This is a genomic window from Gammaproteobacteria bacterium, assembly GCA_016200485.1.
In the GTDB taxonomy this organism is placed as follows: Bacteria; Pseudomonadota; Gammaproteobacteria; order Tenderiales; family Tenderiaceae; genus JACQEP01.
Window position 1 is genome coordinate 309810 of the sequence record JACQEP010000004.1, and the last position, 16611, is coordinate 326420.

Consider the following 16611-nt stretch of genomic DNA (forward strand, 5'->3'; position numbering starts at 1 on the left):
AATCCAGTATTTGAATAAGATCATGAATTTTCTCTGTGTCCCCTGTGCCTCTGTGGTGAAAGATATTGGATTATTCCTTGACGCGGGAAACGTACTCACCCGAACGCGTATCAACCTTGATCAGTTCGCCGAGATCGACGAACAGGGGTACACGCACGACGGCGCCGGTTTCCAGGGTTGCGGGTTTACCACCGCCGCCAGAGGTATCACCACGCACGCCGGGATCGGTATCGGTGATGCGCAGGATGACAAAATTAGGTGGTGCCACGGCCAGTGGTGAATCATTCCACAAGGTGACGATACAAATCTCTTCACCCTTGATCCATTTAGCAGTATCACCCACGGCTGTTGCACTAGCGGCGTATTGTTCAAAGCCATCCTGCTTCATGAAATGGTAGAACTCACCATCGTTGTAGAGATACTGCATTTCAGCATCCACCACGTCGGCACCTTCGACGGTATCACCGGATTTGAAGGTACGCTCGATAACGCGTCCGGTCTTGAGATTCCGGATCTTCACTCGGCTAAAGGCCTGCCCCTTGCCCGGCTTCACGAATTCATTTTCAACGATGGCGCAGGGATCGCCATCGAGCATGATCTTGAGGCCAGCTTTGAATTCACTAGTGCTAATTGTCGACATATCGTCCTCGTTATGCGTTTGCCGGGAGCGGCCAGATACCGCTGCCATACGGTATACTAAAGGCCCGCAATTATCGCATAAATCGGTCCCGGCGCGAAAACATGTTACCGCCCATCACCACCCCCTGGCCGCCAGCTACCTGGCAAAAATCGCTGGCAATGGCCATCCGCGATCCGCGAGAGTTGTTACAGCTGCTGGATCTGGAACACCTCAATCTGGCGGATATCCTTAGCGCCAATGCCGAGTTTCCGCTGCGTGTTCCCCGTGGATACGTAGCACGCATGAAAAAGGGCGATCCCAACGACCCCTTGCTGCGCCAGGTATTGCCTCTAGGCCAGGAATTAGCGCTGGCCCCGGGTTTCTCCGTCGATCCTGTGGGTGATCAGAACGCAGTCAGTGGCCGCGGCCTGTTACAGAAATATCAAGGGCGGGTATTGGTACTCGCTACCGCCACCTGCGCCATTCATTGCCGTTACTGTTTCCGCCGTCATTTCCCCTACGGCGACCACAAAGGTAATCATCAGGATTGGACAGCCATTATTGAACCTATCGCCGCTGACACAACAATCCATGAGGTCATTCTCAGCGGGGGCGATCCGCTTTCACTCGCCGATCATTACCTGGCTGATTTGGTGGCACAGCTTAATGAGATCCCACACCTCAAACGCCTGCGCGTGCATAGCCGCTATCCGATTGTGTTACCGGAACGTATTGATAACGGTTTATTGAAGTGGATCGACAACTCGCGTCTCAAACCTGTGTTTGTAATGCATTGCAATCACGCCAATGAGATTGATCACCACGTTGCTACGGCGTTGGCCACATTGAGCACACATGGCGTCGCCTTGTTTAATCAGGCCGTATTACTGAAGGGGATCAATGACAATGCCACAACACTCATTGAACTCAGCGAACGCCTGTTTGAGCACGGCGTGACTCCCTATTACCTGCATCTTCTGGATCGGGTGCAAGGCGCAGCCCATTTTGACGTTCCAATAGCACAGGCACACGTTTTGATCGAGGCACTCAGACACAAGCTCCCGGGCTATCTGGTGCCGCAACTGGTAAGAGAAGTTGCGGGCGCGCCTTATAAAATTCCGGCGACAAATGTAGGGGCGACTCATGAATCGCCCCTACTACAGTTTCTTTTTTGACTTTTCCTTATCCAAAGCTTCATCCGCCAGATCAATCACATCATCACTCACGTCTATTTTAGGCAATTCAATCTCATCCTCCGAGGACTCCAGCGCCGCCAATATCTTTGACTCGTCAACAGCAACAGTCGCGGCTATTGCAGGCGTCTCTTTTCCCAGGGTTGGCGGCTCATTCTGAATAGTGGTTTCGGCCGGTTCTTCAACCATCTCATCCATTACTGGCAAAGACTCGGACTCCGCAGCCGCTCCTGACTCTTGCTCCGGCGCAAACGTCGCCACCATCGGCTCTGCTATACCTTCAGCTTCATTCTCCGGCATCTCTTCTTCGCTCGGAGTCGGCTGTGATTCAACCGCTGGCGCTGGTGCAGCGGGTGCAACATTCGATCCCATCATACCCCCAGGACGAAAGGCCATGCTGTATTCCTTCATCGCCTGTTCTATCTCAGAATACGCACTCGCCAGCTCTTTGCTAAGGCGTTCATTTTCACCACGCAGTATCTCCATCTCCTGCGCTATTTTCACTCCTTCCTCGGCCATGCGTTCGATCTGCGCCCTGGTTTCCTCATTGATATTCGCTTGCTGATTTCCCAATCGATCACGCATCATGACCACCAGCTCCAAATAAGAAGAGCTGTAGTCATGCAACAACTTATCAAGGCTACTCATCGCCGTGCTATTGCGATGCATATACATCTCGATCAACTTGCCATAAAAATTGTTTTCTTTTTCCACCCAACCATGCGCCATCTCTTTAAATGCTGAATCGGGCTCTTCCTCCCCCTCCGTCAGAATATTGTGATACCATTCCTGGCGTTTATCTTCGTTACGGGTCAACCGCCCTTCCAGCGCGATCACTGCCGCCTTGTCGCGTTTCTTAAGCGTAATCCAACGCGCCAGAATCACTGCAATCACAACCACCAAGGCAAGAATGATTTCACCCATGACGATCAGGATTGTGGGATCAATCGAAATCACTTCTTCTCGCCCTTCTTCTCTTCGGATTTTTCTTCAGCCGTTTCTACATCGGCAGCCTTTGATTTCCGGAACCACTTTAACCAGTTCCATTTCTTCCTAGGTTTTTTCGTTTCATCGCCCTCAGCGACGACTTTTGGTTTCCGGAACCACTTCCAGTAAACGCCGAACCCTACACCGCTGAGTACCACATTGAGCTCTAAAATCTTCAACACGATCTCTATCCAGTCCGGACCGGCATCCTTCTTCGCAGCAACATCGCTTGCTTTGACTTCAGGCTTCTTGGCTACTTCAGGCTTCTTTGCCGCAGGCTTTTCTGCGGGTTTTTCGACGGGTTTAGGTGGCTCTGCGGCTTTGGGCTCCACCTCCGCGCCTTCGGTCACAGTGTAAGGGCCGACACCCAGATTCAGAGGCTTGCCTTCAATACGATCGGCCTGTACCGACAACGAAATATCATAACGCTCACCCGGCTTAACTTGCACATCTACCCGCCACTCATTGGGTCCCACGCGCGGCACATTAACATTTGATTGACTGCCATCGTTTTTTTTCACCACTGCTTCAATCAACAACGTTTCAGGATTAACGATGTCGGCATAAGGCACCAGGCTCAAACCATATACCGCTGGACTGCCCTCTTTAACCTTACGCACACTCACTGTCACCGGCGTGTCGACCACCTTCACCGTCTGCCGATTTGAACGCTGAAAGGTAGTACCATCCACTCGCAACTGATATTCATACTGACCTGCGGGCAGGTATTGGCCAATCCTCGTGGTGAAGACACCGTCATCTTTCTTCTCATCTCCACCCTGACCATCATCTGTCAAGACGCTACGCTGCTCTTCCTTGCCATCGCGATGACGTGCCACATCAATCTTCAACAAATCAAGGAACTTTCTTTCGGTAATGGTTTTACCTTGTTGGGCTAACTGTAGGGCGTAAGGCTTAACATCACCCACTAGCATAACGTTTGGCAGCGTTGATGCCTTGGTCTTGAGATCGGTCACCACCATCGCACGATTATCGGAATCGAGTTTGGCCTGGATCTTCCATTCGCCTGCAGGTGGATCGGCGACGGTAATCAAATCGTAGCGATCCTCATGCCGCCAACGCAAACCTTCTCGGTTTGAACGAAAATCGATTTTTTCGCCCCCCGGCAACACAATTTTTGAATCTTGTGATCCTTCTTGCCGAAAAACTAGCAATGTCACTTCCTTAACGCTGGAATCCACATTGAACTTGTTATCCTCCATTGGCAATGATTCCGTTGGCACCGATTTTTCAAACATGCGCAGAAAAACCCGCTCCAATTGCTCAGCCGTACGCGCCTCTTCAAACCAGCCCTTGGTGGTTGCCGACAATTGGCGCAAAAATGGTTTGTCTACTTCATCCGCCAGACCGATGGTGTGAATCACCACGCCCGCATCACGCAAGCGAGCCAACGTATCTTCCAGAATCCGGGTCCGTGCAGCCGCGTTCTCCTCCGGCTGTTTTGAGATATCCACCAAACCATCGGTGAGAAAAATAATACTGCGATGACTGTTCTTATCCGGCTGCTTCCAATCCTGGGTGGATTTTTCGAGCACGCCTTCAATATTGGTAAACAGTCCGTGGGAATTGATGTCATTAGCCGCCGCATAGGCTTGCTCTTTCCACTGCGCGTCAACTGTTTTAAGCGGTACCAGTGGATTAACCCACTGACCGAAGGTCCAGACACTGGCGCGTGAGCCGTCTGGCAAAAGCTGCGTAACGAGCCGTAAGGCAGGAACCCGCAAATTCTGTGGATCGTTTTTTTTCATGCTGCCGGAGATATCAATCAGTATCCGGACATCATTAATAGGTTCCTGAGCCGCCGCCATGACCATCGTCATTGCGCCACTCAACCAAAGCATCGCTGCTAATAGTGTCCTTGAACGCATGCGCATCCCCGCATCCTTGAAAAACGCTCTCTACGCCAAACCACCCCGATGGCGCTCCGTTAATTCAATTATCGACCTTATAGCTCAAGGCTTTAATAGAGTGGACACACGACGATTTGTCTTCACTCGAACACCAATACAAATATTATGTATAAATCTTTTCTGATAGCAGCCGACCTAATCACTAGGATGACGATTTCAGTCAAGAATTGTCAGTCGATCCGTGAAAACATAATCAACAGATCGGGGTTTTAAGTATGCAACTCAAAATCAGCGGCAAAATTGCTGTGGCCTTTGGCACTATGGCGGCACTCTTGTTGGTCAGTGGTGGTACTGGTTACTTCGCTGCCAGTTATCTCGACAAAGGTATTACCTACCTGACGGGCCCTGCCTGGGACACCGCCGATGGCGCGATGGAGACGGAAATTTCTATCCAGAAGCAGGTCATCGCCATCAACATGCTGACCCATGGGGGCAATGTTGAAAATGCCTCGGAACTGCACCAGCAAATTGACGAGGGTAAAAAATTTGGCGAGGAGGCGACCAACCGCCTGATCGATGCCAAAATCCTGGAACCCGCACTGCTCGACCATTTAAAAGAAATAGATGACGCATTCAATAACGCCCGTGACGAATTGTTAAAGTCATTTGATGCCTATACTAGCCACCCTGGCGGTGACACCGCCATCGCTTTGCGCAACGCCAATGTCGCCTTCGAAAAGGCAACCAAAGATATCATCGAACACCTGGTCGAAGTCGAGCGCAAGGGTGATGGCGCGGTTGAGCAATTTGCAGCCTCTTTGGAAACCATACACACGACTGCCTACGGTGCCTTAATTACGGTGATAATTGTTGGCATTATTATTGCCATCGCTGCCTACCTGTGGATCGTCAAATCTGTCGTTCAACCTATCACCCAGGTTGCCTATCAGTTCACCGATCTGGCTCGTGGCGAGGGCAACCTGAATGTCTCGCTGCCGGACAAAGGGCATGATGAAATAACGGAAGTTTGCCGCGGATTTAATCAGTTTATCGCGAAAATCCGGAAAACCATTTCTGAGGTCGCAGGTTCATCTACTCAACTTAGTGCGGCGGCCAAAGAGCTCAGCGCCATCAACAACGAAACGGGCCAAAACATATCAAAACAAACTCAGGAAACTGAGCAAGTTGCCACCGCCATGAATGAAATGGTCGCCACCGTTCAGGAAGTGGCCCGTAATGTGACGGATGCCGCGCAAGCTGCGGATGTCGCCAACCGTGAATCTGTCAACGGCCGCAATATCGTTAACAATGCGATCGCCGAAATAAACGGCCTGTCAAAGGAAGTTCATCATGCGGCTGAAGTACTGCAACGCCTCAACGACGACAGCCAAAGCATTGGCCAAGTCCTGGATGTGATCAAAGGCATCGCCGAGCAAACCAATCTTCTCGCCTTGAATGCCGCCATTGAAGCAGCGCGGGCCGGCGAACAAGGCCGTGGCTTTGCCGTGGTCGCTGATGAGGTTAGGACCCTGGCCAGCCGTACCCAGCAGTCGACTCAGGAAATTCAGCAAATGATCGAGCGCCTGCAAAGCGGCGCCAAAGAAGCCGTCAACGTCATGGAAACCAGCCGCAAGCGGGCGGAAGGCGCCGTGGACAAGGCCAATCAAGCCGGCGCGGCACTGGGATCGATTACCGATGCGGTGGGCACCATTACCAATATGACCGCCCAGATTGCCAGCGCAGCCGAAGAACAAAATGCGGTCGCCGAAGAGGTCAACAGCAACATCGTCAGCATCAACAATCTGGCGCAGCAAACCGGCGACGGATCACAACAAACCATCGTCGCCACCGATCAGCTGGCAAAATTGGCCGCGCAGTTGCAACAAGCTGTTAACCAGTTTAGAACTTAACAAATCCTTGGGGTGCGGCTAAGTCGGCCGCACCCTAATCTGCCAACAACGGTGTATTTTCGGGTTCCTGGCAAAGTCCGCAGGAATGGTTTTGGCGCTGATATCTTCGATACTCAGGTCCGACAACGCATCCGCATCGAGATTGAATTTACGAAAGTTGTTAGAGAAGATCAGCATCCCATCTTTATCCAGTAACGCCACGGCGGCTCGTATCAAAGCCACATGATCGCGCTGCACATCAAAGGTGTTCTCCATCCGTTTTGAGGTCGAGAATGTCGGCGGATCAAGAAAGATCAGATCGAAGCGTTTCGCCCACGGCGACTTCCGTTGCTGTTCCAGCCATTGCAGACAATCCGCCTGAACAAACTCGTGCGGGTCATCGGCAATCTTGTTCAATTCCAGATTGCGGCGTGCCCAATTGAGGTAAGTATTGGACATATCTACCGTCGTGGTCGATTTGGCGCCGCCCGCCGCCGCATAAACAGTCACCGTACCGGTATAGGCGAACAGATTCAGGAAACGCTTACCTTTGGCCTCGCATTCGACGATAGTCCGCGTCAAGCGGTGATCAAGAAACAAACCGGTATCGAGAAAATCGCTGAAGTTGACCCAGAAACGATGCCCACCCTCTTCGATCACATAAAAATCGCGCTCATCGGCGACCTTTTCATATTGCGCCTTACCTTTTTGCTGGCGCCGCACTTTAAAAAATACTTGTTCCAACGGCACCGCCAACACTTCCAGCAACATGGCTATCGCTTCCCGCAACCGCAATTTAGCCTTGGCCGGATCGATCGTTTTCGGCGCCTCGTACTCCTGCACGTGCAGCCATAATTTTTCGCCTTGATACACATCAATCGCCAGCGCGTACTCAGGCATGTCGGCATCATAAAGCCGATAACAGGTTACATTTTCCTTCTTCGCCCAGGCGCCGAGCTGCTTTAGATTCTTGCGCAAACGATTGGCGAACATCTCGGCACCCGGCCCCCACGCCTCACGTTCCAACGGACGCGGCGGTTGAGCGGCTCGACGCTCGATGAACCATTGCGCATCGATTTCAAAACGCAACAAACGGCACTCCAGAGCACCGTTGAAAAAGGTATGCCAGCGTTGTGCACGGATGCCCATCTCTTTGGCGAGATCGGGATTGCCGGTGAAAACAGCCGCTTGCCAACCGGCGAATTGCTGTTTGAGACGATCACCGAGTTGCCGGTACAAGCCACGCAACTCTTCTACTTCTCCAAGCCGTTGCCCATACGGTGGGTTCACCATCAACAAACCGGCGTCACAGCCACTTGGCTTGACCAACTCGGCAACACCACGCCGGGCGACGACGATATCATCCGCCAGGTCTGCCGCCTCAATATTTTCACGCGTGGCATTTACAGATTTTTGATCAACATCAAACCCAATAATCCTCGGCAATCGCGCACGCCCCGCATCGGCGCGCGCCTGCGCCTCAGCCATCAGTTGTTGCCATAATTGCGAATCGTGCCCAAGCCAGCCCAGAAACCCGAAATAATCGCGCCCTAGCCCAGGCGCGCGATCAGTGGCCATCCACGCCGCTTCAACAAGAAATGTGCCTGAACCGCACATCGGATCGAGCAAACATCCGCCACGCGCGGCGATCTCGGGCCAACCGCTGCGCAACAACAATGCCGCTGCCAGATTTTCCTTCAGCGGCGCGATCACACTTTGCCGCCGATAACCGCGCTTGTGCAGGCTATCACCGGACAAATCAATTCCCACCGTGACCTGATTACGCTGCTGATGCACATTGATGCGTAAATCGGGACGCTCAAGATCGACCGACGGCCGCTCGCCACAGCGGTCACGAAACTGATCGACAATCGCATCCTTGACCTTCTGCGCGCCATACTGGGTATGGCGTATCTCGCCGCTGGTGGAGGTGAAATCAACGGCCAGCGTCGAATGCGAATTTAGATGCTCGCTCCAGTCGATGGTCTGCACTCCGGCATACAAGGCCTCGGCATCAGCGGCATCGAATTGTGTCAGCGGCATCAACACCCGGCCGGCGCAGCGCGACCAGAGGCAAATACGATAAGCAAGTTGCAAATCACCCTTAAACTCGACTCCTGCAGGCTGCTCACGCAACTCAGTCACGCCAAGCTCACGCAACTCGTCGATCAGCACCGACACCACACCCTTGGGCGCAGTGACGAAAAAAGTTTGAGGGGAGATCATTGGAATGGAATCAAATTCCTTACCACAGAGACACAGAGCGCACAGAGATTATTAAAGCAACACCTAAGACATGATCCTAACCGATGCCTCAAAGACAAAGGCCGACGCATGAAAACCTCGCAAATAATACTCTGTGTCCTCTGTGCCTCTGTGGTTAAACAGAAGTTAAAAAGACCTAGCCCGGATAACGCTGGAACACCAAACAGGCGTTGGTGCCACCGAAACCGAAGCTGTTGGATAACACGGTATTCAATTGAACATTGTCACGACGCGCACGCAAAATCGGCATCCCTTCGGCGAAAGGATCGAGATTTTCGATATTGGCCGAGGCGCAGAGGAAATTGTGCTTCATCATCAGCAGTGAGTAGATGGCCTCATTGACACCGGCCGCGCCCAATGCGTGTCCCGTCAGCGATTTAGTGGAACTGATTGCCGGCATATCATCACCGAACACCGCACGAATCGCCTCGAGTTCCTTCATGTCGCCCGCAGGGGTGCTGGTGCCGTGGGCGTTGATGTAATCCACTTTACCCTTCACTCCATCCAACGCCAGCCGCATACAACGCGTAGCGCCTTCACCGGAAGGTTGCACCATGTCAAAACCGTCGGAGGTCGCACCATAACCCACCAATTCGGCGTAAATACGCGCACCACGCTGTAACGCATGCTCCAGCTCTTCCAGCACCAATAATCCGCCACCGCCAGAGATGACAAAGCCATCACGATCTGCATCGTACGCACGTGAAGCAACGGTGGGACGGTCATTGTATTTCGACGACAAGGCACCCATCGCATCAAACATCATGGAACCTTCCCATCCCAATTCTTCACCACCGCCCGCAAACACAATGTCCTGCTTACCCATCTGGATCAGCTCCATGCCGTTACCGATGCAGTGGGCGCTGGTAGAACAAGCAGAACTAATTGAATAGTTGACACCTTTGATCTTGAAGGCAGTCGCCAGATTAGCCGAAGTGGTACTTCCCATGGTCTTAGGCACCATGTAGGGACCGACGCGGCGAATCCCTTTTTCACGCAGAATGTCTGCAGCGGCCACAGTATTGGCATGAGAAGCGCCCCCCGACCCCACCACCAAACCAGCACGTGGATTGGAGATCTGTGTCTCGTTCAAACCGGCATCTTCGATGGCCTGCTGCATGGCGATGTAGTTATAGGCGGCAGCATCTCCCATGAAACGGCGCAGCTTGCGATCGATGAGGGGCTCCACATCGAGCTTGATCGAACCATGGACATGAGAGCGAAAACCCATCTCCGCATATTCAGCACAAAATTCAATACCAGAACGTCCCGCCTTTAGCGCATCAGCAACTTCTTGCTGATTATTACCGATACTGGAGACAATCCCGATTCCGGTGACGACAACTCGTCTCACGTCTTAATTCCTCACATCTGATCTGTCGAAGTAAAGAGTCCGACACGCAAATTCTTGGCCTCATAAATCACTCTGCCATCCACTTCCAGAATGGCATCGCCCACGCCCATATAGAGCTTGCGCATGATGACTCGAGTCATATCAATTCGATAGGTTACCAATTTTTTGTCCGGTGTCACCTGGCCGCGGAAACCCACTTCGCCGACGCCCAAGGCCCGACCACGGCCGGGACCCCCGCGCCAACCGAGATAGAATCCGATTAGTTGCCACATGGCATCCAGACCAAGACAACCAGGCATGACCGGGTCACCCTGAAAATGGCATTCAAAAAACCAAAGGTCGGGGCGAATATCGAGCTCAGCGATAATCTCACCCTTACCATGCCCACCCCCGTCTTCGGTAATCCGGGTAATGCGATCAAACATCAGCATTGGCGGCAGTGGCAACTGGGCATTCCCAGGACCAAACATTTCACCGCGCCCGCAGGCAAGCAACTCTTCTTTAGAAAAACTATTTTGTCTTTGCATAACTTCTTGTTTTAATTATGCTTCAGGTCGCGCCACGATGGCACGCCCATCCCCGGTTTTTAACGAAACCGCAATGATAACAGAAATATCCGCGAAAACGTGGACCCCTAATCAATGTTTGGAGTGACCGGCACCAGCGCCTCCACCCGCACTGCCTCACCTTCAACCCGCCACTGAACATCCAGATCATGGAGCCGCACCCCATAACGACGGCGCCCATCATCGCGCTCCTGATACGCCGGACGCGGGTCCAGCGCCAATACTCCCACGATTAGCTCGCGCAGCTCCGGCCAGCGCTGCTGCCATTGCTGGCACCGCGTCTCAGCCTCAGGGCTAAATTCCACGCGTAACGGCACGGACGGCGCGGCCTCGGCAAAACCACTGCGGGCAGCACTGACCATATCGACATAGGGCAGATACGGTTTCACATCCAAGACCGGCGTCCCCTCGACCAGATCCAGCCCCCGCAATAACATCACCATGCGGCCATTACGCTTTTCCATCCCGGCCAGCTCCACCACCGACAAGCCCAAGGGATTGGGCCGATGCGTAGAACGGGTGGCAAACACCCCCAGCTTACGGTTCCCACCTAGCCGCGGCGGACGCACGCTCAGCCGCTGTTCCTGGCCCAGGCAATGATGAAATACAAACTGAATCCAGACATGTGAAAAGCCCTCCAAGCCCACCCATGCCTCTTCCCGGTCGTAGGGCGGAAACAACTCCAGCTCACCCCGCGCCGCAGACACCAAACCGGGCTGCCGCGGCACCCCGAACTTATCTTTGTAACAGGAATGAATGACCCCAATCGGCTGAAAACAATAATCCATCGTTGACGATCCAGAAGAGAAATAACAGGAGGCATTGTAAAACAAGAGGGCCGCATTGCGCGGCCCTAAAATGTCCTCTTCTAAGGTGCTTAAGAGGACAAAATCGCAGGCGTCAAAACTAACGCCCAAAATGACTAGACTAGAAAAACAAGGTACTACTCATGTCGAACAACACCCGGCTTGATCAAAACAACGTTTTTGCCAACAACCAAACGAGCGCGACAATTGCCGCCGAACCAAAGACGATGATGGCATCATCATCAGCAGCACTACGATTATGAGTCGCCATAATGTTCCCCCATAAGTTAACTAATGGACGTCCCGGAAACCTGAGCGGCTTCCTCAGATTTACCATAGACTATAAATGGGAAATTTCAAGGGCAGAGGGAGGAGGGTTTGCCCATGCCAAAGGCAAATAAAAAGGCCAGTCACCTTGCAGTGACCGGCCTTGGGTATAAATGGCGTCCCCACGGGGATTCGAACCCCGGTTACCGCCGTGAAAGGGCGATGTCCTAGGCCTCTAGACGATGGGGACGCAACAAACCTATTTACCTTTTGGTGGAGCTAGGCGGGATCGAACCGCCGACCTCTTGCATGCCATGCAAGCGCTCTCCCAGCTGAGCTATAGCCCCGCAAACGAAGCGCGCATTTTCCGTTAGTTACCCTATGATGTCAAGCCTGTTTACGCCTTGATTTGGGCATCAATATAGTGAATCGCCCGCTCGATGCGACGCAAGCTATTTTCGCGACCAATCAAGTGCACGGTGACATCAATCGGTGGCGATATAGTGCTCCCCGTCAGCGCCACGCGCAACGGTTGCGCCACTTTACCCAACTTCAAACCCGTGGCTTCGGCGGTATCGTTCACCGCCTGATGAATCGGCTCCGGCGACCATTCCACTGTTGCAAATCGCTCGCGCAATTGCGCCAATGCTGGGCGCACATCGGCAGTCAGATTTTTCTGCGCGGCTTTTTCATCGTATGCGTCGAAATCTTTGTAGAAAAAGACGCTGTTTTGCGCCATCTCTACCAGCGTTTTGGCGCGCTCACATTGAGCCTTCACTATCTCTACCAACTGCGGCCCAGTGCTTGGATCAATCCCTTGCTGCCCCATGTGCCAGCTCAAATGATGCGCGACATGCGCTGGATCGCTGGTTTTAATGTAATGCTGATTCAGCCATAACAACTTGCCCGGATTAAAGGTCGATGCAGAATTATTCACATTACAGGCATCAAAGTGAGTCAGCATTTCATCGAGCGAAAACACTTCCTGATCGCCATGCGACCATCCCAATCGCACCAGATAATTCAGCAGCGCCTCAGGCAAAAATCCTTCTTCCCGATACTGCATCACGCTCACCGCACCATGACGTTTCGAGAGACGTTTACCGTCTTCACCAAGAATCATCGGCACATGACCGTAACTCGGCGCCACGCCACCCAGCGCTTTGATAATGTTGATCTGGCGTGGCGTGTTATTAAGATGATCGTCGCCGCGAATCACGTGCGTAATTTTCATGTCGAGATCATCGACGACTACACTAAGATTATAAGTCGGCGTGCCATCGGTGCGCGCGATGATCAAATCGTCGAGCTCTGTGTTCTGAAACACAACCCGGCCGCGAATCTGATCTTCCACCACCACCGCGCCATCTTCGGGATTTTTGAAGCGAATGACATGCGGCTGATCCGCAGACTGTTCTTTCCCGTGGCGGCATAGCCCGTCATAACGCGGCTTTTCCTTGTTGACCATCTGTTGCTCACGCAAGGCATCAAGACGTTCCTTAGAACAGTAGCAACGATAAGCATGGCCGGTATCCAGCAACTGCTGAATCACCTCTTTATACCGATCAAACCGCTGGGTCTGATAAAACGGCCCTTCGTCGTAATCCAGGCCCAGCCAGGTCATCCCCTCCAGAATGGCATTGACCGACTCCGCCGTGGAACGCTCCAGATCGGTGTCCTCGATCCGCAACACAAATACGCCACCGTGCTTACGGGCGTAAAGCCAGGAAAACAGGGCGGTACGGGCACCACCGATGTGCAAATAACCGGTGGGACTGGGGGCAAAGCGGGTACGAACGGTCATAAAAAATCCTGTTTTAGAGCCTGCGACGGGAATGGGCGATATTCTAGCAAATGCCAGCCCCACCCCGCCCACCCAAATTGACGTCGCCAGGCCCAGTCAGTAAAATCAGCGGCCTTCTCCGGGCGGTTAGCTCAGCGGGAGAGCACTGCCTTCACACGGCAGGGGTCGCAGGTTCGAACCCTGCACCGCCCACCAATTAAATCAATAAGTTACTTTTTTAAATTCCTTCATACGGAAATTTGTACGGAAAATCGTACAAATTTTAAACATCCAACGTGGCATTTAGTATGGATAGAAAATGGTTTACATCTTTAATGAAATGGTGCATTAATATGTCATAAACACAACCACCGGTTGTGTTTATGTATTTCTTAACCGCTTGGATTCAATAATGTTTGTTTCTGTCCGATAGACTACTTAGGCTCTATGAGCACGCTTATGGAAAGGAGACAAAATGTTGGCAGCCAAATCTAACTATGACGATAATCTGGAACTTTTAAAGCTTACGCTGTTTCTCGTAAACCGTGGAGAGGCTAATGTTCCACCAGTGTTAAAGGAGCATGTCATAGCAGTAATAAGGCAGGCTCAATTGTTATTACAATTCCCAACAGTAAATATACAAAACCCCTCCCCTGAGTCTATAGAGCTCGCTTTAGAAATTCAGTCCCATGATGACCTTGTTAATGATTTTAGAGGCATATCTGATTTCGATAGCATAGACCCCATGCTTGCGTCACGGTTATTAGATAAGATGGAGCATAAATCTGTTTGTTAAAACGGATATACGGCTGCTTCGAGGACAACTCATCGAGCTGACGAGAACGCCATATTTTTCTTCTGCCATAGCCAATTACCTAGCTCATCTAATCGAAATTACAGATAGGTTATTAAATAATTACAGCAATATACCTCCAAACATTTCCCGCTCCATTTCAAGACGATTATGGGTGGCCGCTAGGTTTCTTGCTGGTAGCACTTCAAAGGAAATTCCTTACGAAGTTGTATATGGGCTTGAAGCCGCCCTCAGTGACTGGTCTTCACGCGATTTCATTATCACGACCGCAATCATTCAGGAACAAAACTATTTTTTCCAGCAGGTCGATCCCAATTTTAACACCATGGTTAATTCATATCTTGGCGTGAATTACGATGTTGACCTAATTCAAATAGCATTGCCACGCCTATATCGCCACAAACCCCTTTACAACATCGCGCTTTACCATGAACTAGGCCACTTTATCGATATCAATCACGGGGTCGTTAACTACACTTTATTAAAATGGCCACCCAACTTCCAACCTGGCACCCAAGGTTATTGGAGCGAAAAAAGCTATCGCGCAGAATTCTTTTCAGATTTATTTGCTGCAAGCTATACGGGACACGCGATTCGTCATTTTTTGTCCGGCATCGTGCCAGATGCTACCGTGAGCTTATCTCACCCTGCGACTTCGGAACGATTATCACGCATAGATAACTTCCTTACCGGCAGTTCCGATTTCATGATTGATTATTTTAAAGAAACTCTGCGGTCCATGGGGTTGCCCGAGCTACCAATACGCTTTTCAAAGCCAAACATTAGCCGTGATTTCTCCAGCATTCGTCCATATACAATTCAATCAGTGGAAGAACTTCACGGAATCACTGATAGCGCATGGGATATGTTGAGGTTAGCTCATAATCGTAATGCACCACCTTGGAACGAATTAGATGAACCCTTAATTGATTCCTTGATCAATGATTTAACTGAAAAGTCGATAAGAAACATGATGATTACGGAAAAGTGGCGAAATGCAACTCTTAACTAAAACGGAGATACTAGAATCATTATCATCCAATAATGACGATTCCCTTTTTATATCGCCTCTCTTGGACATCGATCAAATAGGAAGTGTAACTATTGACCTAAGACTAGGTTATGACTTCCTTGTTTCAATTTACACAAGAAAATCATTTATTGGTATCGGCAAAGAACCTGCCAATCAGCAAAGAGGGATATCGTCATTTTTTCAGGAGACCCGAAGAGATGTCGGTGAGCGATTTATTCTTTACCCTAATCAAGTAGTCCTGACCTCGACACTTGAATATGTGGCACTCCCAACTAACATATATGCAGATGTAATAAGCAGAAGCAGTTATACCCGCTTGGGCGTGCATGTTAATACAATGATGCAACCAGGCTTCAGAGGAACTATCCCTCTGGAGCTCTTTAATCATGGGAATAATGCCGTAGAACTTGTTGTTGGGTCCCGGGTGTGTCAGTGCAGACTTTTCAGAACCGCCGATGGAAATAGCTACATTCGTGGCAGCGAAAAAAGAAAATATTATGGCGATGTACGTCCAACAGTATCTCGTGCAGACATGGACTCTGAGCTTTTAATATTGGACAAAATTAAATCGCGTTGATTACCGTCACCACCCTCGTAATATTCAGTTTTGTGGAGATAAAAAAATGGCTCGCACTACGGTCACGCAAGTCCGATAGTGTCGCTACCTCGTGACCAATTTATGGCGTCCATGCCATAAATTGACTCGCTGAGGCGACAACTGATTCCTTTTGCCCCGACCGTCCTGCGTCCGCTACGTTTTCGTACAACATCGTTCGTTTCGCTCTCTCGTGGCACTCAACATAGCTACCACAATGACTCTACGGCGACTATACCCGCTGCCGCAGCCTCTACGTCGCTCGCTAGCGCTCTCATCTACGAGTCCGCGGACGGGGTCGCCTATCCGGGGACTCACCGCCACCGCTTCGCTCTCCATGGCGGTCAGCGGAAGTGCTGCCCCCCCAGATACACTCTCAAAAAAACCAGTTTTCTAAAGTGACCGCGAGAATATTTCACTATCTGAGTGGTATCGACCCGTAGCGACCCAAAGAATGTAACACCCCCTAGCCTATTCAATTTTCTACAGGTTTTTGAAGCCAAAGGGAAATGGGACGGTCTCGAAGTGATATTAGCCAAAGAATCAGGCCACCCTGCCCCCCTCGCCGT

Annotated in this window: 13 protein-coding genes and 3 tRNA genes; 6 read left to right on the forward strand and 10 right to left on the reverse strand. The window is 51.3% G+C overall.

What is annotated here, in order from left to right:
• Nucleotides 1-70 precede the first annotated feature (70 nt).
• Nucleotides 71-640 (reverse strand): elongation factor P, encoded by a 570-nt coding sequence (gene efp, locus HY272_02120; protein ID MBI3771491.1) that lies wholly within the window; start codon nucleotides 638-640, stop codon nucleotides 71-73.
• 101 nt (nucleotides 641-741) lie between these two features.
• On the opposite strand from efp, the gene epmB reads away from it, so the two are divergent.
• On the forward strand, nucleotides 742-1794 hold the full coding sequence (gene epmB, locus HY272_02125) for an EF-P beta-lysylation protein EpmB (GenBank protein MBI3771492.1): 1053 nt from the start codon (nucleotides 742-744) through the stop codon (nucleotides 1792-1794).
• Here epmB and HY272_02130 read toward each other — a convergent pair.
• Nucleotides 1777-2769: a hypothetical protein gene (locus HY272_02130; GenBank protein MBI3771493.1), complete on the reverse strand. Its 993-nt coding sequence runs from the start codon at nucleotides 2767-2769 to the stop codon at nucleotides 1777-1779. The genes epmB and HY272_02130 overlap by 18 nt on opposite strands.
• Nucleotides 2766-4688: a VWA domain-containing protein gene (locus HY272_02135; GenBank protein MBI3771494.1), complete on the reverse strand. Its 1923-nt coding sequence runs from the start codon at nucleotides 4686-4688 to the stop codon at nucleotides 2766-2768. The genes HY272_02130 and HY272_02135 overlap by 4 nt, the downstream gene beginning before the upstream one ends.
• 257 nt (nucleotides 4689-4945) lie before the next feature.
• On the opposite strand from HY272_02135, the gene HY272_02140 reads away from it, so the two are divergent.
• Entirely contained in the window at nucleotides 4946-6580 is a 1635-nt protein-coding gene (locus HY272_02140; protein ID MBI3771495.1) for a methyl-accepting chemotaxis protein, read from the forward strand.
• A gap of 18 nt (nucleotides 6581-6598) precedes the next feature.
• On the opposite strand, the gene rlmKL is transcribed toward HY272_02140, so the two are convergent.
• The 7 genes from rlmKL to gltX form a co-directional block, all read right to left on the reverse strand.
• A complete protein-coding gene (rlmKL, locus tag HY272_02145; GenBank protein ID MBI3771496.1) occupies nucleotides 6599-8785 on the reverse strand; it encodes a bifunctional 23S rRNA (guanine(2069)-N(7))-methyltransferase RlmK/23S rRNA (guanine(2445)-N(2))-methyltransferase RlmL in 2187 nt (728 codons plus the stop codon).
• Between the two features lie 175 nt (nucleotides 8786-8960).
• Nucleotides 8961-10178 carry a beta-ketoacyl-ACP synthase I gene (fabB, locus tag HY272_02150; protein ID MBI3771497.1) on the reverse strand — a complete coding sequence of 406 codons (1218 nt, stop codon included), beginning with the start codon at nucleotides 10176-10178 and terminating at the stop codon, nucleotides 8961-8963.
• Nucleotides 10179-10189: 11 nt separating this feature from the next.
• Nucleotides 10190-10705 (reverse strand): 3-hydroxyacyl-[acyl-carrier-protein] dehydratase FabA, encoded by a 516-nt coding sequence (gene fabA / locus HY272_02155; GenBank protein MBI3771498.1) that lies wholly within the window; start codon nucleotides 10703-10705, stop codon nucleotides 10190-10192.
• Between the two features lie 107 nt (nucleotides 10706-10812).
• Nucleotides 10813-11532 (reverse strand): tRNA (N6-threonylcarbamoyladenosine(37)-N6)-methyltransferase TrmO, encoded by a 720-nt coding sequence (tsaA, locus tag HY272_02160; protein MBI3771499.1) that lies wholly within the window; start codon nucleotides 11530-11532, stop codon nucleotides 10813-10815.
• Between the two features lie 459 nt (nucleotides 11533-11991).
• A tRNA-Glu gene (locus HY272_02165) sits at nucleotides 11992-12067 on the reverse strand.
• Between the two features lie 21 nt (nucleotides 12068-12088).
• A tRNA-Ala gene (locus HY272_02170) sits at nucleotides 12089-12164 on the reverse strand.
• Between the two features lie 50 nt (nucleotides 12165-12214).
• Entirely contained in the window at nucleotides 12215-13621 is a 1407-nt protein-coding gene (gene gltX / locus HY272_02175) for a glutamate--tRNA ligase (protein ID MBI3771500.1), read from the reverse strand.
• A 120-nt stretch (nucleotides 13622-13741) separates the two neighbouring features.
• Between gltX and HY272_02180 the strand changes: the two genes are divergently transcribed.
• The 4 genes from HY272_02180 to dcd all read left to right on the forward strand — a co-directional run bounded on the left by HY272_02180 (nucleotide 13742) and on the right by dcd (nucleotide 16024).
• Nucleotides 13742-13816 (forward strand) — tRNA-Val (locus HY272_02180).
• Between the two features lie 259 nt (nucleotides 13817-14075).
• Nucleotides 14076-14396, forward strand: a complete 321-nt coding sequence (locus tag HY272_02185; GenBank protein MBI3771501.1) for a hypothetical protein — start codon at nucleotides 14076-14078, stop codon at nucleotides 14394-14396.
• A 172-nt stretch (nucleotides 14397-14568) separates the two neighbouring features.
• On the forward strand, nucleotides 14569-15426 hold the full coding sequence (locus HY272_02190; protein ID MBI3771502.1) for a hypothetical protein: 858 nt from the start codon (nucleotides 14569-14571) through the stop codon (nucleotides 15424-15426).
• Entirely contained in the window at nucleotides 15410-16024 is a 615-nt protein-coding gene (gene dcd, locus HY272_02195; protein MBI3771503.1) for a dCTP deaminase, read from the forward strand. Before HY272_02190 ends, dcd begins: the two co-directional genes overlap by 17 nt.
• Nucleotides 16025-16611: the final 587 nt, after the last annotated feature.